The organism is Bradyrhizobium sp. STM 3557 (assembly GCF_045571465.1).
In the GTDB taxonomy this organism is placed as follows: domain Bacteria; phylum Pseudomonadota; class Alphaproteobacteria; order Rhizobiales; family Xanthobacteraceae; genus Bradyrhizobium.
Genome location: NZ_CP120697.1, coordinates 5,521,746 through 5,537,073 on the forward strand (window position 1 = coordinate 5,521,746; position 15,328 = coordinate 5,537,073).

Genomic DNA, 15,328 nt, shown 5'->3' on the forward strand with positions numbered 1-15,328 from the left:
GGAACGGCGCGCCGCCCATCTCCTGTTCAAGTGCAAGATGAACTGCCGGGCGGCTCATCCTGTCGATGGATTCGCCGGCTTAGCTCAGCGGTAGAGCAGCGGTTTTGTAAACCGAAGGTCGGGGGTTCAATCCCCTCAGCCGGCACCACAAGGTATGTGCCACCGCGACCACTGCTCGCGACATAGGGATTGCAACCCTTTTTTGGCTGATCTGCGTTAGGGAACCCGGGCCGCCGCGAGACGGCCATAGAGTGGGCAGTTCGACGGGGGCTATCTTACCGTCCGTGCCCAGGGGCAGCCGAAGTCCCTGGAGTTCCAGCTTGATTTCATTTCGCGAGTTTGCTGCAGTTGTGACCAAGGGGGATGGCCACGATGTCCTGGCGGGAAGAACGCGATGCGTTGATTGCCCAGACGCTGGCATTCGTGCAATCGGTCACCGGCAAGCCGACGGATTTCTCACAACTTGCGCCTGCGTCTGCGGTCGCATCCGCGGTGCCACCGGTGCCGGAGCTGTCTGCCGAGATCGCTGCCGCTCCCTCCCCGCACAACGCCGAGCCGGAGGCAAGCGCCGCCGGGGTGGCCGAATCGCTCACACCACCCGCGACCGGCACCACGGCGCCGGACCAGCCGGAAGCCGCGCCGCCGGAATCGATCACCGGACATCCGTTCACCAGCATCGCCTCGCAGCTCGGGCTGCAGCGCGACATGCAGGCCGAGATCCGGGCGCGCATCGCCAGCTTCCGTGCCAACCAGGAGCGCTTCAATCGCGAGCGCCAGGAATATTTCAGTTCGACCCTGGAGCGGCTGCGGGCGTCGATGAACGACGTCCGCAATCCCGGCAAGTAATCCGCTGATTTCCTTCCGTTTCTCCCGTCTCCTCCGTCGGCGCGTAAGGCACGGCCGGCAAACCACCGCGTCAGAGCCAGGCGAACAACAGCGCGACGTTCGCCACGCAAGCCACGAGCAAGCCAAAGGCCAGCGTGAGCTGCGTGCGCCCGCAGAAGGTATGGAGATCGGTTCCCATGGATTAACCATCCGGCGATTCTAGTCCGGGAGTCCCAGGGATTCTTTTTTGAAAAATTTAGGACTCGTTTACGATTTGGATCGTGCTGCTCCGATTCCAAACTTCGCCCACATCTTGGCCAGCGGCCCATCGGCGCGCTGCTCGAGTCGAAGCCGCACGGGCTGGCCTAAGTGTCGGTATGACCTTGGTTTTGAAGCTTCGATGATGAATGCGCGAGGCACTTCCCGTCCGAACTTCAGCTCCGCCGCACTGGGCCGAAAAGGCCCATTTCCCGCCCCAGCCCCGCCCGCCTATCGCTGCAACCCCTGTTCATCCTCGGTTCATTCTTCGAGTCCACGGAGCCGTACCTAAATGCCCTACGCGCTGTTTTGCGACGAAGCCAAGTTGAGCAAGGCCTATCCGACCGAGGCCGACGTCTGGAGGCTGGCGCGGGAAAGCGGACTTGTGGTCGACGTCACGACCAATACACGGCGCTCCGCCGTTCACCTGCGTCTCGACAATGATTACGAGATCAAGGCCTGTGCGGCCGAGCCGGAGGAGGACCCGTGGCAAAACCGGGCCGATGCCGAGCAGCAGCTGCAGCTCAACATCCCCTTCTCTGCGTGAAGACCTCTGCGCGTGACGACGCTTCATGAGTCGCGCACGCTACGACAACAGCGGCTGTCCCGGCGGGGCAGCCGCATCTTGAGAGCCTTGATCGCGTCTAAGGCGTCGCGACGGTCAGCGATGCCTGCTCGGCAGGAAGGGCGACACAGGCTTTCTTGCGGCTCAGACCCCGGATCGAGCCGGTGACCTTCAGCACTTTGCCCGACGGACAGGCCGCGTTCTGCACGAACGCCACCTCGTAGGGCGCCAGCATCAGAGGCTCGGATTTCAGGATGGTTTGAGCGGAGCACGGCAACGCGGCCGCGGACAGGATCAGCACCGACACCAAGATACGCATTTGGGATTATCCATCAAACCGGCGAACCCATAATAGCGATTGACGGCGAAAGTTTCACGAAGCTTTGAAAAAAATTTGCATCCGGTGAGTCCGATGCGCGCATGGCGCGGCTGCCGAATTGCATAGATGCAAACGCCCGCGGTCATCAGCCGCGGGCGTCGTTATCGCGCTCTTTCCGTGCGCGGAGAGAGGGAGGCGTCGATCGCCGCATAACCTCAGTACTTATTGGCGATTGGACCGTCCCAGCCGAAGCGATAATTCACTCCGACCTTGACCGTGTGCTCGTCGCTGTTGAAGCGGCTGCCCACGATCGGCGCAGGCCCACTGGTGAACGTCGTGTTGCCGAAATTGTAGTACTGGTACTCCGCCTTCGCTGACCAGTTCGGTGCGAACATGTATTCGAGACCGGCGCCGACGGTGTAGCCGTCCTTGTGGTTGCCGTTCGTGGTGAAGGCCGCCGGCGCGCCTGCGACGTTCACGCCGAGACCGTTGCCATCACGCCAGGCATAGCCGCCCTTGGCGTAGAGCAAGGCCGGGCCCCAGGTATAGCCAAGCCGGCCGGTGACGGAGCCGAGTTGGTTGGCGCCGGTCGATGAAATCACCGTCGCCCCGGGGAAGCCGAAATTGGTGGTGTTGCGATCCATCCAGCTGTACTGGGCCTCGATGCCCGTCACCCAGTTCGGCGCGAACTGGTAGTCGAAGCCGCCCTGCACACCGCCGAGGAAGCGACCGTTGTTGCCTTCCAGGCTGTTGTTCTGGGAGAACGCGCCGCCGAGATGGCCGCCGATGTAGAAACCGGTCCAGTTATAGATGGCCTGCGGCGGGGTGTAGATCGGCGCCTTGGTGTAGGGGCGCGCCGGTATGTCAGCCGCGAATGCCGGGACGGCCAACGCCGAAAAGGCTACAGCGCTCAGCAAGACTCTTTTCATCGGAGGTCCCCGTTCGTCAGTTGCGACATCTATCGAACAACGTGGCCGCATTTAGGTTGCCATGTGGCCCCTGATGCAGCTGTTATGACGTCGCCTTTGTAGCAGTTAAGCAACAAAGCCCTTTTGTTCCATAGGCTTCCCGAATTTTTCGTGAAACCAAGTCCAGCGCCCATACTGCCCCATGATGGGTCGAGATGAGGCAGCAATGGGTTTCGTCGGCTCGCTCGATTGTGATCTGCCACAGCTCCCGCAACGGTAGAGCGGGAGGCAAATCAGCGGGTCAGGGCGGCAAGCTCCGGGAACGGAGCATAGGTCGCGCCGGCGCAAAGCTCACCGGCGTTCTCAACCACCCGATCGAGCCGGCCATCGACATAGACGATGGCATGCTCATGGGCCTCACGATAGCTGCCGTCGGATTCACGCGCCGCATACCGCAGGCAGCTCACATAGCGGAGCCGACCGCCCACCGTCCGCTGCACCGGCTCCGCCATGGCGGTCTGGCGCAGGCCGGCCGGATTGTTGAGATAGGTCTTCATGAAGGCCAGGATCTCAGTGCGATAGTTGCCCGGAAACGGCTGGCTGTCGACGCCGCGATCGCTCGTGAACGACAGACTGCGACTGTCCTCCCCGTCGGTCAGGCAGCCGGCCAGCGCAAGCGCTAGCAGCAATGCCAGATATCGTGCCGAAATCCCCAAGCCCTGCTCGCCCGAAGCAAAGGTCCACAGACCACCCTCACCAGCTTCTAGACAATTCGGCGGGGAAAGAAAATCCGCCGCCGGTACCCCGCCCCCGGCGCGCACGGGGTGCGCGCCGGGTGACAGAGCGGACTCTTAGCCGCGGCGCGTCGCAGGCGTGACGCGCTTGAAGCTCAGCTTCGGGCCGGTCTTCTTGATCTTGTTGAGGCCGACTTTGTGGGTCTTGGCGGGCGCGTGGGACTTCGCGGAGGCTTGCATCGCGCTCACCTTGTTGTGATGGCGATGCGCATAGTGGCGGTGCTTCACACGGTGATGGCGCACCACCTTCTTGAGGTGCCGCTTGCCGGCGGTGGATTTCACTTCGCCGCTCTTCACCGCGGCGCTCTTGGCCTCGCCGCTCTTCATCGGGCTCGCGGCGGTCTGCGCCGGCTTGGCGGGCGCGGTGGTCTTGGCGGAGCCGGCGGCCAGCGCAGGGGCAGCCAGGATAGAAGCCGCGAGCAGCGCAATCGACATCTTCTTCAGCATAGTCGTCTCCATGGTTGCGGATCGGGAAGAGCTGGCCGGATGGCCGGGGCTCTCGATCATGTGAAGGAGACTAGGTGCACGGCATTGAACCCACCCTGAAGCGCCTCACCGGTTTGTGTTCATCTGGATGAACCTCCGTGCAGGTTGGGAAGGCAAACGTGCACGCTGCCGGTCGCTCGAAATATCTATACTCACCTTTTCGAACACATTTGCGAGCGCTAGGTGCGCTGCACTAGGCTGTCACCTTCCCGCCGGTATAATGCACAGATCGCGGCGCAAAAACCGCGCAAAGCTCCGGGAATATTTCGGCACTGCGGACGTTCGTTTCCGCATACCTACCTGTTGGATTGCCAACGAACTCGGGAGAGATGAATGAGCAAGTCTGCAATCAGGATCGCCACGCTGGCATTGTTCTCGATGGCCGTGGCCTCCGGGCCGCTGTTGCTGTCGAAGGCCTATGCCGCAGGCAGCGATACCCCCTCGCCGCCGGCGTCCGATTCGTCGACCAAGAGCAAGAAGAAGGGCGACCGGAGCTCGAGCATCGAAGATCCGAAATTCCTTGCCGCCTATCGCACGGCCTATTCCACGATCTACGATCACGGCGACTACGCCGCTGCGATCGAGCAGCTCAAGGCGCTGCATCGTGAGGATGTCGCCGACGTCGCCAACCTGATCGGCTACTCCTATCGCAAGCTCGGCAACTATCAGGCCTCGAAGCAGTACTACGAGCAGGCGCTCGCGGACGATCCGAACCACGTGCGCACCTGGCAGTATTACGGCCTGTGGCAGCTCGAGCAGGGCAATCGCGAACAGGCGCAGTATCACCTCGGCAAGGTGGCTCAGCTCGCCGGCACCGACAGCGCCGAGTATCGCTCGCTCGCCTCGGCTCTCGAGAAGCAGCCGGGCACCGGCCTCGTCTACTAAGAAGAAATCTGATCCAGTCTTGAGAGACCTGGGCGCAACCTTCGGGTTGCGCCCTTTTTCTGTTGTGCCAGAAGTCATTTCCGATGCGCGGCAAGAGCGGCGCGATGGCCGGTATCTGGCTCGCAGGCGCACGTGTACGTCCGAGCGTGTCGTCCGCGCAGAGATCAAGCGCAGATATTTCCAAGGGGCGCGGCGAAAGGACACGGAACTGACGGATCAACGAGATCGGATGAAGATCCCTCGGCAGCGATAGTCCACCTCTCCGATTGGAGAGGTCGGATTGCATCGTCACTGCCACCCCGCACAAAGAGAGCGTCCCCAACGCAAACTTGCGGTCAGGATCGCGCGATTAGCGAAAAGCTCGCGCGGATTTGAAAGCTGCGCGATAGTTAGTGACGTTGCAGCTCACCCATTTATGCGCACGAAATCGGAACGAGCGTTAGGCAGCGGTTTCAGCAAGGACTTGGCCAACGGAATGCACAGCGCTCATTTCCTCGTCTTCGGGGAAAACATGCTATCTCCATTGTCCATAAGCTTATAGTGTTCCTCAAAGCTGAAGGTGCTCCCAAGAACCCGGCTGGTTCTATTTTCTATGATAAGTGCGCAATTGCACTTGTATATGCCACGATCGAAAAATTTTCTTTCAATGTACAGGTACGAGATGCCTCCGGCATCCCCTACACTGAAATTATAATTTGCAATGTCGAAATCCGGCTGTGTTTTTCGAAAGTATGAGATCACGTTGCTTGCCAGCTCGTCACTCATATCGCCGCCAACAGATACAGGGCGCGCCTCAAGAACAGGCGACATTACTCCCACCACAGACATCTTATCTGTGTCAACGAAGATAGTCGGGCCTCCGCGTCCCCCTTCCAGCCGTCTCCGAGGTCTTTTTCCTCGAAGTAGTGAAACCCGATCACATGACCGTATTTTGCAGGATCAGCATGATCGAAACCCTTCAACGAGCGGTTGGATGTCGAATTCATGTAGCCATCCGCAATTTTTCTTGCAGACACGGTCGCGTCATCCTGCGCCCAAGAAGAACCCGAGGAAACAATACACACGGTCATGCAAATGACCTTCAGGACGTCTCTGCCAGTCATCGCATGATCCTTCGCTATTCAGGAAAATGGAAGCCCGCGCGCCGGTTCGCACCAAGGATAGCAATCCGGGTGAGGGTTACGGTCTATCTTTATGGGCAAAGCCCCTCACCCGGCGCTACGCGCCGACCTCTCCCCGACGGGGAGAGGTCGACCGATTTCCGCGGTACCATCTCTCGTCAGAGCCGAAGGAGCGAGCCCCTTTCCTACTTCGTCAGCGCCTCGACTTCGCCGCGGAAGGCTTGCCGGGCGGCATCGCGTGAATAGAACATGTGGCCGCCAGGATAGACCACGAGCCTGACCCGCGGCGGCCTGGCAAAATCCGGCAGTTGATCGAGCATGATCTGCGACCCGAAATACGGGGTGGCGAGATCGAACAGTCCGTGCCCTACCAGCACCTTCAGGTTCTGGTCGAGCGCGAGGATCTGCCGGAGCTCGGTGAGCGATTCCGGCGGATGCTGGCCGCGGCCGAAATCCCAGGCGCGCCCCACGGCGCCGCTGAGCAGCTCGTAGGAACCATCCGGCCGCCAGTTCAGCTTGCGCGTCGTCAGATCGATCGCGGCGCTGGTCAAGGGTCCGGTCAGCGCATCGCCGGACTGATCCCCGATCCGCGAGTAGCTGGAATCCGGAAACGGATCGAGCGCCAGCACCGAGCCGTCATAGCGTCCCGTCACCTTGCCCTCGCGACGGGCAAACTCGCGGCGGAATTCCCCGATCTCGAAGCGCCCGGCGAGCCGGCGGCTGATCCCCTGGTCGATGCCGGTGAGCTCGGCGACCTTGTCGGCGATGCGATTGGTCGCCGCAGAGTCGGCCTGCCCCTTGATCAGGTCGAGCAGAAAATCGGAGCTGGCATAGCGCTCGACATCGGCCAGATCGGTGCGTGTGACCGGCCCCTTCATTTGCCGCGCGATCGCGGCATAGCTCGGCAGGCTCGCAACATATTGCAGCAGGCTGGTGCCGGAATATTCGCGGAAGTCCATCAGCGGCGAGATCAGGATCAAGCCCTTGACGCCGATGCCCTGCTGCATCTGCAGATTATGCACGACCTTCGGCCCGCGGATGCCGCCATAGCTTTCGCCGGCGACGTATTTCGGCGAAATCAGGCGATCGTTCTTCTCCAGCCAGCGGCGGATCACCAGCGCGAGCGCGTTGACATCGCCGTCGACGGAAAAGAAGCGCTTGCGCACGTCCTCGCCGGTCGCGACGAAGCGGCTGTAGCCGGTGCCGACCGGATCGATGAAGACGAGATCGGTGAAATCGAGCCAGGTGTCGGCATTGGGCTGCAGCTCGGGCGTAGACGATGGCGTCACGACGTCCGCATTGATCGGCAGCCGCCATGGCCCGGCATTGCCGAGCTGCAGATAGGCCGAGGATGCGCCGGGTCCGCCATTGAACAGGAACGTGACAGGGCGCTTGGCACGATCGGTGCCATCGAGCTGATAGGAGGTGTAGGCGATGTCCGCCTGCGGCTCGCCCTTGTCGTCGAACAGCCGGATCGAGCCGGCGGTCGCGGTGAAGGCGAGCGTGCGGCCCGGCAGCTCGATCGTCTGCTTCGTCGTAGAGTCCGGCGGCAGCTTGTGCTGCTCGGCGCTCGAGGGCGAACTCGGCGTGCTGGCGGCGCGATTGCCGCCCGGACCGGGGCGCGCAGGTGCGGGCGCCGGCGTCGATTGCGGCTGCGGTGACGGTGCATCCTCACTGCGCGCAACATCCGCCTGAAGCACGGTGAGGAAGACGAGCGCGGCGAGGCCGAGTCCCCGCAGCGATGAACGCAGAACAATCATCCTATCCTCCCGGCTTCGACGCGAATGCCATCCTACGAATAGCGGCAGACACCTTCCGCTACACGATGTAGCAGAAGACCTTGCGCGGAGCCTATCTGAATTTTTCCGTGATCCGGATCACATCGAGGCGAGTGCCCCTGAGTGCCGATCCGCTTGAACCGATTGGCGCGACCGGACGTCACACACAGGGGGATGTACCGTGGCCACGATGTGGCTTCGTTTCCGTTTTCGACACGATCCGACCACAAAGCCGGTCCACCGGAGCGGCTCCCGCTCGCGGAGTTCAGACATGAAGACATCCATGCTCGCCGTCGTGGCAATTGTCGGGCTGGCAGCGCCGGGGCTGATGACGCCGGCACTCGCCGCCCCGCCCGTTGCCCTGATCGAGGACGTCCAGGGCCAGGTCGCGGGCGCGGAGCTGATGGACTATGTCACGCCCGGACAGGTCATCAAGCTCGGTCCCGACGGCATGCTGGTGCTGAGCTATCTGAAATCGTGCCGCCGCGAGACTGTCAGCGGCGCCGGCAGCGTGACGGTCGGAACCGGCGCGAGCAAGGTCGATGGCGCCAATCTGAAGAACGACATCGTCAATTGCGATGCGGGTCACGCCCAGGCGATCGTGCGCGAGACCAGCGAGGTCGCCGCCACCATCGTGCGCGGCATCGGGCAGGACGCCGAGGCCGCCCTGCCCCAGATGATCCTCTACGGCGCTTCTCCGCTGGTCGAGGCGAAGGGCCGCGGCACGCTCCTCGTGGAACGACTCGACCGGCCCGGCGAGCGTCAGCAAATCGAGCTCAACGGACGGCAGTTCAAGGGCAGGTTCTATGATTTCGCCGGCACGAAATATTCGCTGACACCCGGCGGCACCTATGCCGCGACGTTCGGCAGCCTGCGCATCGTCTTCCGCGTCGATCCGCAGGCCAAGACCGGCCCCGGACCCGCGGTCGGACGCCTGATCCGGATGGATTGAACCTTGCCGATGGAAAATTTGCAGGCGGAATCGGCGAGCCACATTCCGTGACGATCGGCCGGCGAACGCGCGACATCCTCGCCGTGCTGGCGATCGCATTCGCGAGTGCCGCGCTATTTGCTTCGCCGTTGTTCGATCGCGGTCGCGGGCTGTCGCTCGATGTCCTGACCTGGTTGCGCTTCGAAACATCAGGCCCCCGGCACGATCCGGCGGAAAGTCCCACCGTCGTCGTCGGCATCGACGAGGAAAGCTATCGCACCCCTCCCTTGAAGGGATCGCCACTGCTGACTTGGACCGGCGAGATCGGCCACGTGCTCGGCGCGATGCTGGAGGGCGGTGCCAAGGTGGTGGGCTTCGATATCGTGTTTCAGTATTCGATCGAGCAATCCGAGATCCCGTTCGGCGACAGCACGCTGGGCGACAAGGTGCGCGGCGTCGATCGCGACTTCCTGCGTGCGCTCGCGAGCGGAGCGACCGCCGGCAAGGTCGTGCTGGGCGAGGTCGTGGGCGCACAGCCCATTGTGCCCTCGCGCGGTCAACAGATCGCCGTCCGCGGCATGGCCAATCTGCGGCCGCTCAACATCTACATGGATCGCGACGACGTCGCCCGGCGGATTCCACTGACCTTCACCGCCAATGATCGCGCAGTGCCGTCGATGTCGCTGGAGCTCGCAGCTCGGGCGCTCGGCACCGAGCCCGTGATCGAGGCCGACGGCTCAGCCACGCTTGCCGGCAACCACGTTGCCGGCAGCGTCCCCAACACGATGACGCTGAATTTCGAGGGCGGCGCTGACGACATTCCGACCTACTCCTTCGCGGACCTCAGGGCCTGCGCGCTCAAGGGCGACAAGGATTATTTTCGCCGCGAGTTCGCCGGCAAGGTCGTTCTGGTCGGTACCGTGACCGGATTCGAGGACCGGCTGCAGACCTCCAAGCGCTTCGCGACGCGGGCCGAGGGCGCACGCCGGCCACGCTGCGCCCTGCCTGAGCAGAAGCAGGCCGAGGGCTTTGTCCGCAGCACCATTCCCGGCGTCTATATCCATGCCACCGCCGTCAACAATCTGATCCGCAACGAAGCGGCGGTGGAGCTCGGCCGCATGTCCGCGTTTCTGTTCGCGGTGATGATCGCGCTGGCGGCCGGCGAGCTGGCGCAGCTCTTCAAGCCGGCGACAGCCGCGGCGATCCTGTTCGGCGCCGCCGTGCTCTACACCGCAGCGGCAACCTTGCTGTTCAATCATGCCATCGTGCTGCCGCTTGGCGAGCCGCTCGGCGCCGGGGCGCTCGCGCTCGCCGCCATGGTCGGCTACCGCTTCATGGTGAGCGACAAGGACCGCAGGCTGCTGCAGAAGAGCTTCGCTTATTACCTGGCGCCGCGGGAGATCGAGCGGATGCTGGCCTCGCACAAGCTGCCGCAGCTCGGCGGCGAGACGCGCGAGGTCACCGTGTTCTTCTCCGACATCGAGGGCTTCTCAGAGATCGCCGAGCGGATGTCGCCGCACGACCTGATGGCGCTGACCAACGAATATCTCTCGGCGATGACTGACGTGATCGAGGACCATGGCGGCTATGTCGACAAGTATATCGGCGACTCCGTGGTCGCGGTGTTCGGCGCGCCGCTCGACGATCCCCATCACGCCGCGAACGCGGCCCGCGCCGCGCTCGGCTGCAAGGCGCGGCTCGCCGAGCTGAACCGCAGCTCGACGGCGTTTCACGGCATCACGGTCGCCCAGCGCATCGGCATCAACAGCGGCGATGCGCTGGTCGGGAATTTCGGTTCGCAGCGCCGTTTCAACTACTCCGTCATGAGCGACGCCGTGAACGTCGCCTCGCGGCTCGAGGGGGCCAACAAGTTCTACGGCACCACCATCATCGCCTCGGACACCACGGTGGCGCTGGCGGGCGACAGCTTCGCCTGGCGCGAGCTCGATACGGTCAGGGTGAAAGGCCGCGCGCAGGCGATCAGGATCTTTGAATTGCACGGCCTCGCATCGGAGATCGGCAGCGAACAGCAAGCGGTGCTCGCGAGCTATGCCGCGGGCCTTGCTCATTGGCGCAGTGGGGCATTGCGGCGCGCCGCGGACAGCTTTGCGATCTCGGCGGCCTTCGACCGGCCGAGCGCCCTCTTCGCGGCGCGCGCCGGAAAGGCTGCTGAAGGCGGCACTACGGCCGATTGGGACCCGGTCCGCAGCCTGCAGGAGAAATGACACCGGCGTGACATCCGGCCTTGCCGAGGCCGGATTTTCGACTGCAAGCCCCCCACCCCCTGCCCCATTAACCTGCCAACTGAACGTCCGCCCGCCTCGTCTCGACAACCAAGCCCAAGGTCGGCTAGACGACGAAGGCAGCGTGAGATCGGCGGCCCATCGAGCCAGTAAAGTCCATGAATACGTCCAAGCGATATGAGCGGATTGCCTTCGTCGCGAGCCCCAGTGTCGAGGCGCAGGCGGCGCTCGTCCAGCTCACCGACGAATACGGCAATTGCGATCCGCAGGCTGCCGACGTCATCGTCGCGCTCGGCGGCGACGGGTTGATGCTGCAGACGCTGCACGAACATATGCGCACGGGCAAGCCGATCTACGGCATGCATCGCGGCACCGTCGGCTTCCTGATGAACGAGTTCAGCCAGCACGACCTGCGGACCCGGCTGGACGCGGCGCAGGAATCCGTCATCCACCCGCTCTTGATGCGCGCCACCGATGTCGACGGCACCGTCCACATCCATCACGCCATCAATGAGGTCGCGCTGTTTCGCCAGAGCGCGCAGGCGGCGCGGCTGCGCATCTTGATCGACGAGCGCGAGCGCATGCCTGAGCTGATCGCCGACGGTGTGCTGGTGGCGACGCCCGCGGGCTCGACCGCCTACAACCTCTCGGTGCAGGGCCCGATCCTGCCGATCAATGCGGCACTGCTGGCGCTCACGCCGATCAGCGCGTTCCGGCCGCGGCGCTGGCGCGGCGCCCTGCTCCCGAACACCGCCTATGTGATCATCGAGGTGCTGGAAGGCGAGAAGCGGCCCGTCGCCGCGGTCGCCGACCACGACGAAGTGCGCGACGTCCGCCGGGTCGAGGTTTTGTCCGACAAGACCATCTCGATGCGGATGCTATTCGATCCCGGCCATAGCCTGGAAGAACGCATCCTGCGCGAGCAGTTCGGCTACTGAGACCCGGTTTTCTCCGGGGCGCGGCTGCTCACGCAACACCGACAACCGTTCCTTAACCCTCGGCCCGGTATGGTTAACGCCAGTATACCGACACTCTGCGGAGCCGGGCCGATTCCATGTATCGCATCGACTTCAACAAGCTGCGCTTCCTGATCTGCGACGACAATCCGCATATGCGCCGCATCCTGCGAACGCTGCTGCATTCGTTCGGCGCGCGCGAGGCCTACGAGGCCGAGGACGGCGCAACTGCGCTGGAGATGTACACCCATTACGTTCCGGACATCGTCATCACCGATTGGGCGATGCCGATCTTCGACGGGCTCGAGCTCGCGCAGATGATCCGGCAGCCGGAATCCAAGGGCAACCCCTATGCCCCGATCATCATGCTGACCGGCCATTCGGAGAAGCGGCGCGTCACGGTGGCGCGCGATGCCGGGGTCACCGAATTCCTCGCCAAGCCGATCTCGGCAAAGGGCCTCTATCAGCGCATTCTCAACGTGGTGGCCAATCCCCGCCCCTTCATCAAGACCAAGACCTATTTCGGCCCCGACCGGCGCCGCAACACCAACACCGCCTATATCGGTCCCGAGCGTCGCATCGGCGGCGAGTTCGAGATCGTGCAGCAGCCGTCATTGATCGACAAGGCACGCTCGACCGTCTAGCGCGGCGGGATCAACGCTGACGCAAGGTCCTCATCGCTCCCGCATCGACGCGAGCAAATCAAGCCAGGAACAGACGATGGCGAAACAGAAAGCTCCGGGGATCGAGGTCAAGACCTACGCGACCCATCACGTCATCACCCAGCCCAATCCGCTCAAGAAGGTGCTGCGGCGAGTCGATGCCAAGGATCTCGATGATCCCGTGGCGCGCGCGGAAGCGGCCCTCGCCGGCCTCTCCGGCGAGTTCAGATCCTGGATGGACACCGAGGCTGGCCGCCTCTCGGCCGCCTACGCCGCGATCCAGAGGAGCGGCTTCACGGACACGGCCTGCGACGAGCTGTTTCGCGCCGCGCATGACATCAAGGGCGACGCCGCGACCTTCGGCTTTCCGTCCGCGGCGGCCGCCGCCGACAGCCTGTGCCGGATCATCGAGCACGCGCCCGACCTCGAGAAGGTCCCGGCGGAGCTGTTCACCCACCACATCAACGCGATCCTGGCGATCGTGCACGATCGCACCAAGCTCGACACCGTCGCTACCGCGCGCGAGCTGAGCCGCCGGCTGCGCAAGGTCGCCGACGAATATCTCATCCACGTCAACCAGGACCGCCCCGAGCATCTGGAAGCCATCCTGGCGCCGAGCATCATACCCGATTAGCTGCCTGTCCTGCCCGCTCGCCGGTAGCGGAAGTCGCAGTGGCTCGCGCCCTGCATGATGGTCTGCGTGCGCGTCAGCGTGACATCATCGCCGAAACCTGCCGCAGTGTCGAAATCAGCGCTGCAGACCAGCAGGAAGCCGAGCTCCGGCTCGCCGAGCGCCTTGTAGAACTCGGCATAGCGGCAAGCCGTCACATCGATTTCACAAGCGTCCGCCGATTGCGCGATGACGCGATAGTCGAGCGCCTCGTCGCGCGCATAGGTCGCGAACGCCGATGCCATGGCCTGGCCGAGGTTCTTCTCGGGCCTCGACTGCCAGAACTCTTCGCCATAGCGGCGATAGAGGTCGCGCAGCGTCCGGCGTACCAGCGCGTTGGCGCGCGCCTCGCCAAGCTCGGCCTGCAGCGCCTTCATCAAGGGCACCAGCACCTGGGCCTGGATCTTGGCCTGCTCGATGACGGGAATGCTCACGCTGACCTCCCCTTCTCCTTGCGTCGGCATCATACCACCAAACGCCACAAGCCCGGGACGCTCATGTGCATCCCGGGGCTGATGTCTTGGCGTGCCTTGGCGTCGAAAAAAGCTCACGCCGCGAGCGGCGCGTAGTCGAGCGGAGCCACGGCGTCTTCCGCCATGATCTGGTCGCAGAACCTGCGCGCCTCCTCGCGCGCGGATTCGGTCGCGAAGCGGCGCAGCAGGATCAGCAGCGGCTCGGCGGCGTCGTGCTCGGTCGAGCAGTGCGTCAGCACGCGCTCCACCATGCGCCGGCGCAGATTCGCCGCGCCGCTCAGGCTGTCGGCAAAGCCGGTCTCGTGGCAGACGTCCAGCGCGATCCGGAAGGCATCGAAAGTCGAGTCGGGAATGCCGGCGCGGCTGAGCAGCGCATGCAGGCTCGCGGTGCCGCGATCGTTGAGCAGCGAGCCGACGCGCGCCAGTGGCAGGCCCGAGAGTTCCGACAGCGCGATCTCGAACAGCTCGATATTGCCCGAGAGCAGCGCCCGCAAGATCAGGCCCGCAGTGAGCTGCGAGGTGGCGCGCAAATGACGGATCAGGCCGCGCAGCTCGCCGCCGCGGGTCTGCGCAGCGATGGTGATAGTCGAACGGTCGCGCGCCTCGGTGGCGACCCGGTCGGCGCGATCGGCGCTGAGCCAGTTCCGCGCCACCACGAATTGCGCCAGCGTCTCTGTCAGCTTGCCGACCAGAGCCGCACGCGTCGCGGCCGGCAGGTCGTCCAGCACCAGCATCGATTCGCGGATGGCGGCAAGATGGCCGTGGCGATCGACGATTCGGTCCCAGGAGAACGGCGGCAGCTCGGCGGAAGCGTTCTCGATCAGCTCCAGCGCGGCGGCGGCGCTGCCGACCTCGGCGATCGCGGCGCAGATCGGCGCCGGCAGCTTGAGGCGGCGCGCGATCGCGCATTGCATCTCCGAATTGCCCGTTGCGACGATGTCGACCAGGTCGGCGTCGATCAGCAGGGGTGAATGTTCGAGAACCGGCAGCGCCACCGACGGCTGGTCGGTCGCGAGCGCCTGGACGATGGCGGCGGGCGCATCCGGCGAATGCGCGAACACCTGCGCCATGGCCTGCCGCACCAGCGGCGACGGATCGTCCAAGAGCATCAGCAGCGCGCCTTCAGCGGCCGCACGATCCTCGTCCGAGAGATCCGAGATCACCCAGGCTCGCGCCAGGGCCCGCGTCGCTTCAGCCCGCTCGCCGGCGGACGCGGTTCTTACCCAACTGATGAACTGCCGAACGATCATGGTCTTTCCGGCTTACGCAACTGTCAAAACGAGGCCGAAAGGGCCTCAACATCAGAGACAGTAAACCATGATGCTTAACAAAGCGTTCACCATAAGTGGCTGGTTTTATTGACCTTTTATTAAGGGGAACCGGTACGATGCGACCAGTCTACCGCGAGGAGACGCTTCTCTGTACGCGGCAAAACGGCGCTTTCCGCGAGCGGC

The 15,328-nt window shown here is 63.7% G+C and carries 17 protein-coding genes and 1 tRNA gene; 9 read left to right on the top strand and 9 right to left on the bottom strand.

The features are described 5' to 3' along the window. The first annotated feature begins 73 nt into the window (after positions 1–73). Together P6U24_RS25445 and P6U24_RS25450 are read left to right on the top strand one after the other, a co-directional pair. Positions 74–148 (top strand) — tRNA-Thr (locus P6U24_RS25445). 224 nt (positions 149–372) lie between these two features. Beyond that, entirely contained in the window at positions 373–846 is a 474-nt protein-coding gene (locus P6U24_RS25450; protein ID WP_407155214.1) for a hypothetical protein, read from the top strand. A gap of 70 nt (positions 847–916) precedes the next feature. Here P6U24_RS25450 and P6U24_RS25455 read toward each other — a convergent pair whose 3' ends face one another. Then, a complete protein-coding gene (locus P6U24_RS25455; RefSeq protein ID WP_407155215.1) occupies positions 917–1,024 on the bottom strand; it encodes a glucose transporter in 108 nt (35 codons plus the stop codon). A gap of 351 nt (positions 1,025–1,375) precedes the next feature. On the opposite strand from P6U24_RS25455, the gene P6U24_RS25460 reads away from it, so the two are divergent. After that, the gene (locus P6U24_RS25460) at positions 1,376–1,630 is read left to right on the top strand and encodes a hypothetical protein (RefSeq protein ID WP_407155216.1); all 255 of its coding nucleotides are present in this window, start codon (positions 1,376–1,378) and stop codon (positions 1,628–1,630) included. 97 nt (positions 1,631–1,727) lie between these two features. Here P6U24_RS25460 and P6U24_RS25465 read toward each other — a convergent pair whose 3' ends face one another. From P6U24_RS25465 to P6U24_RS25480, 4 genes are all read right to left on the bottom strand, one after another. After that, positions 1,728–1,967: a hypothetical protein gene (locus P6U24_RS25465; RefSeq protein WP_407155217.1), complete on the bottom strand. Its 240-nt coding sequence runs from the start codon at positions 1,965–1,967 to the stop codon at positions 1,728–1,730. Positions 1,968–2,182: 215 nt separating this feature from the next. Further along, complete coding sequence (locus tag P6U24_RS25470; RefSeq protein WP_407155218.1) at positions 2,183–2,896, bottom strand: outer membrane protein; 714 nt, start codon at positions 2,894–2,896, stop codon at positions 2,183–2,185. A gap of 272 nt (positions 2,897–3,168) precedes the next feature. Next, positions 3,169–3,570: a hypothetical protein gene (locus P6U24_RS25475; RefSeq protein ID WP_407160576.1), complete on the bottom strand. Its 402-nt coding sequence runs from the start codon at positions 3,568–3,570 to the stop codon at positions 3,169–3,171. A gap of 156 nt (positions 3,571–3,726) precedes the next feature. Then, positions 3,727–4,116, bottom strand: coding sequence for a hypothetical protein (locus tag P6U24_RS25480; RefSeq protein ID WP_407155219.1), 390 nt, complete (start codon positions 4,114–4,116; stop codon positions 3,727–3,729). A gap of 372 nt (positions 4,117–4,488) precedes the next feature. On the opposite strand from P6U24_RS25480, the gene P6U24_RS25485 reads away from it, so the two are divergent. Further along, positions 4,489–5,040, top strand: coding sequence for a tetratricopeptide repeat protein (locus P6U24_RS25485; RefSeq protein ID WP_407155220.1), 552 nt, complete (start codon positions 4,489–4,491; stop codon positions 5,038–5,040). A gap of 809 nt (positions 5,041–5,849) precedes the next feature. Here the strand turns inward: P6U24_RS25485 and P6U24_RS25490 are convergent. Then, complete coding sequence (locus P6U24_RS25490) at positions 5,850–6,143, bottom strand: hypothetical protein (RefSeq protein ID WP_407155221.1); 294 nt, start codon at positions 6,141–6,143, stop codon at positions 5,850–5,852. 203 nt (positions 6,144–6,346) lie between these two features. After that, a complete protein-coding gene (locus P6U24_RS25495; RefSeq protein WP_407155222.1) occupies positions 6,347–7,921 on the bottom strand; it encodes a S10 family peptidase in 1,575 nt (524 codons plus the stop codon). 289 nt (positions 7,922–8,210) lie between these two features. Here P6U24_RS25495 and P6U24_RS25500 point away from each other — a divergent pair, with 289 nt between their 5' ends. The 5 genes from P6U24_RS25500 to P6U24_RS25520 all read left to right on the top strand — a co-directional run bounded on the left by P6U24_RS25500 (position 8,211) and on the right by P6U24_RS25520 (position 13,365). Further along, on the top strand, positions 8,211–8,891 hold the full coding sequence (locus P6U24_RS25500) for a hypothetical protein (protein ID WP_407155223.1): 681 nt from the start codon (positions 8,211–8,213) through the stop codon (positions 8,889–8,891). A gap of 47 nt (positions 8,892–8,938) precedes the next feature. After that, positions 8,939–11,095, top strand: a complete 2,157-nt coding sequence (locus P6U24_RS25505; RefSeq protein WP_407155224.1) for a CHASE2 domain-containing protein — start codon at positions 8,939–8,941, stop codon at positions 11,093–11,095. 176 nt (positions 11,096–11,271) lie between these two features. Beyond that, positions 11,272–12,051, top strand: coding sequence for an NAD kinase (locus tag P6U24_RS25510; protein WP_407155225.1), 780 nt, complete (start codon positions 11,272–11,274; stop codon positions 12,049–12,051). A gap of 116 nt (positions 12,052–12,167) precedes the next feature. Further along, entirely contained in the window at positions 12,168–12,713 is a 546-nt protein-coding gene (locus P6U24_RS25515) for a response regulator (RefSeq protein WP_407155226.1), read from the top strand. Positions 12,714–12,789: 76 nt separating this feature from the next. Further along, the gene (locus P6U24_RS25520) at positions 12,790–13,365 is read left to right on the top strand and encodes an Hpt domain-containing protein (RefSeq protein WP_407155227.1); all 576 of its coding nucleotides are present in this window, start codon (positions 12,790–12,792) and stop codon (positions 13,363–13,365) included. On the opposite strand, the gene P6U24_RS25525 is transcribed toward P6U24_RS25520, so the two are convergent. Continuing rightward, positions 13,362–13,835 carry an L-2-amino-thiazoline-4-carboxylic acid hydrolase gene (locus tag P6U24_RS25525; protein ID WP_407155228.1) on the bottom strand — a complete coding sequence of 158 codons (474 nt, stop codon included), beginning with the start codon at positions 13,833–13,835 and terminating at the stop codon, positions 13,362–13,364. The two genes, P6U24_RS25520 and P6U24_RS25525, sit on opposite strands and share 4 nt — an antisense overlap. Positions 13,836–13,948: 113 nt before the next feature. After that, positions 13,949–15,124: a DUF2336 domain-containing protein gene (locus tag P6U24_RS25530; RefSeq protein WP_407155229.1), complete on the bottom strand. Its 1,176-nt coding sequence runs from the start codon at positions 15,122–15,124 to the stop codon at positions 13,949–13,951. Between the last annotated feature and the right edge of the window lie 204 nt (positions 15,125–15,328).

Coding starts and splice junctions, on each gene's coding strand:
- P6U24_RS25450 (WP_407155214.1), top strand. CDS start 373: ATGTCCTGGCGGGAAGAACGCGATGCGTTGATTGCCCAGACGCTGGCA.
- P6U24_RS25455 (WP_407155215.1), bottom strand. CDS start 1,024: ATGGGAACCGATCTCCATACCTTCTGCGGGCGCACGCAGCTCACGCTG.
- P6U24_RS25460 (WP_407155216.1), top strand. CDS start 1,376: ATGCCCTACGCGCTGTTTTGCGACGAAGCCAAGTTGAGCAAGGCCTAT.
- P6U24_RS25465 (WP_407155217.1), bottom strand. CDS start 1,967: ATGCGTATCTTGGTGTCGGTGCTGATCCTGTCCGCGGCCGCGTTGCCG.
- P6U24_RS25470 (WP_407155218.1), bottom strand. CDS start 2,896: ATGAAAAGAGTCTTGCTGAGCGCTGTAGCCTTTTCGGCGTTGGCCGTC.
- P6U24_RS25480 (WP_407155219.1), bottom strand. CDS start 4,116: ATGCTGAAGAAGATGTCGATTGCGCTGCTCGCGGCTTCTATCCTGGCT.
- P6U24_RS25485 (WP_407155220.1), top strand. CDS start 4,489: ATGAGCAAGTCTGCAATCAGGATCGCCACGCTGGCATTGTTCTCGATG.
- P6U24_RS25490 (WP_407155221.1), bottom strand. CDS start 6,143: ATGACTGGCAGAGACGTCCTGAAGGTCATTTGCATGACCGTGTGTATT.
- P6U24_RS25495 (WP_407155222.1), bottom strand. CDS start 7,921: ATGATTGTTCTGCGTTCATCGCTGCGGGGACTCGGCCTCGCCGCGCTC.
- P6U24_RS25500 (WP_407155223.1), top strand. CDS start 8,211: ATGAAGACATCCATGCTCGCCGTCGTGGCAATTGTCGGGCTGGCAGCG.
- P6U24_RS25510 (WP_407155225.1), top strand. CDS start 11,272: ATGAATACGTCCAAGCGATATGAGCGGATTGCCTTCGTCGCGAGCCCC.
- P6U24_RS25515 (WP_407155226.1), top strand. CDS start 12,168: ATGTATCGCATCGACTTCAACAAGCTGCGCTTCCTGATCTGCGACGAC.
- P6U24_RS25520 (WP_407155227.1), top strand. CDS start 12,790: ATGGCGAAACAGAAAGCTCCGGGGATCGAGGTCAAGACCTACGCGACC.
- P6U24_RS25530 (WP_407155229.1), bottom strand. CDS start 15,124: ATGATCGTTCGGCAGTTCATCAGTTGGGTAAGAACCGCGTCCGCCGGC.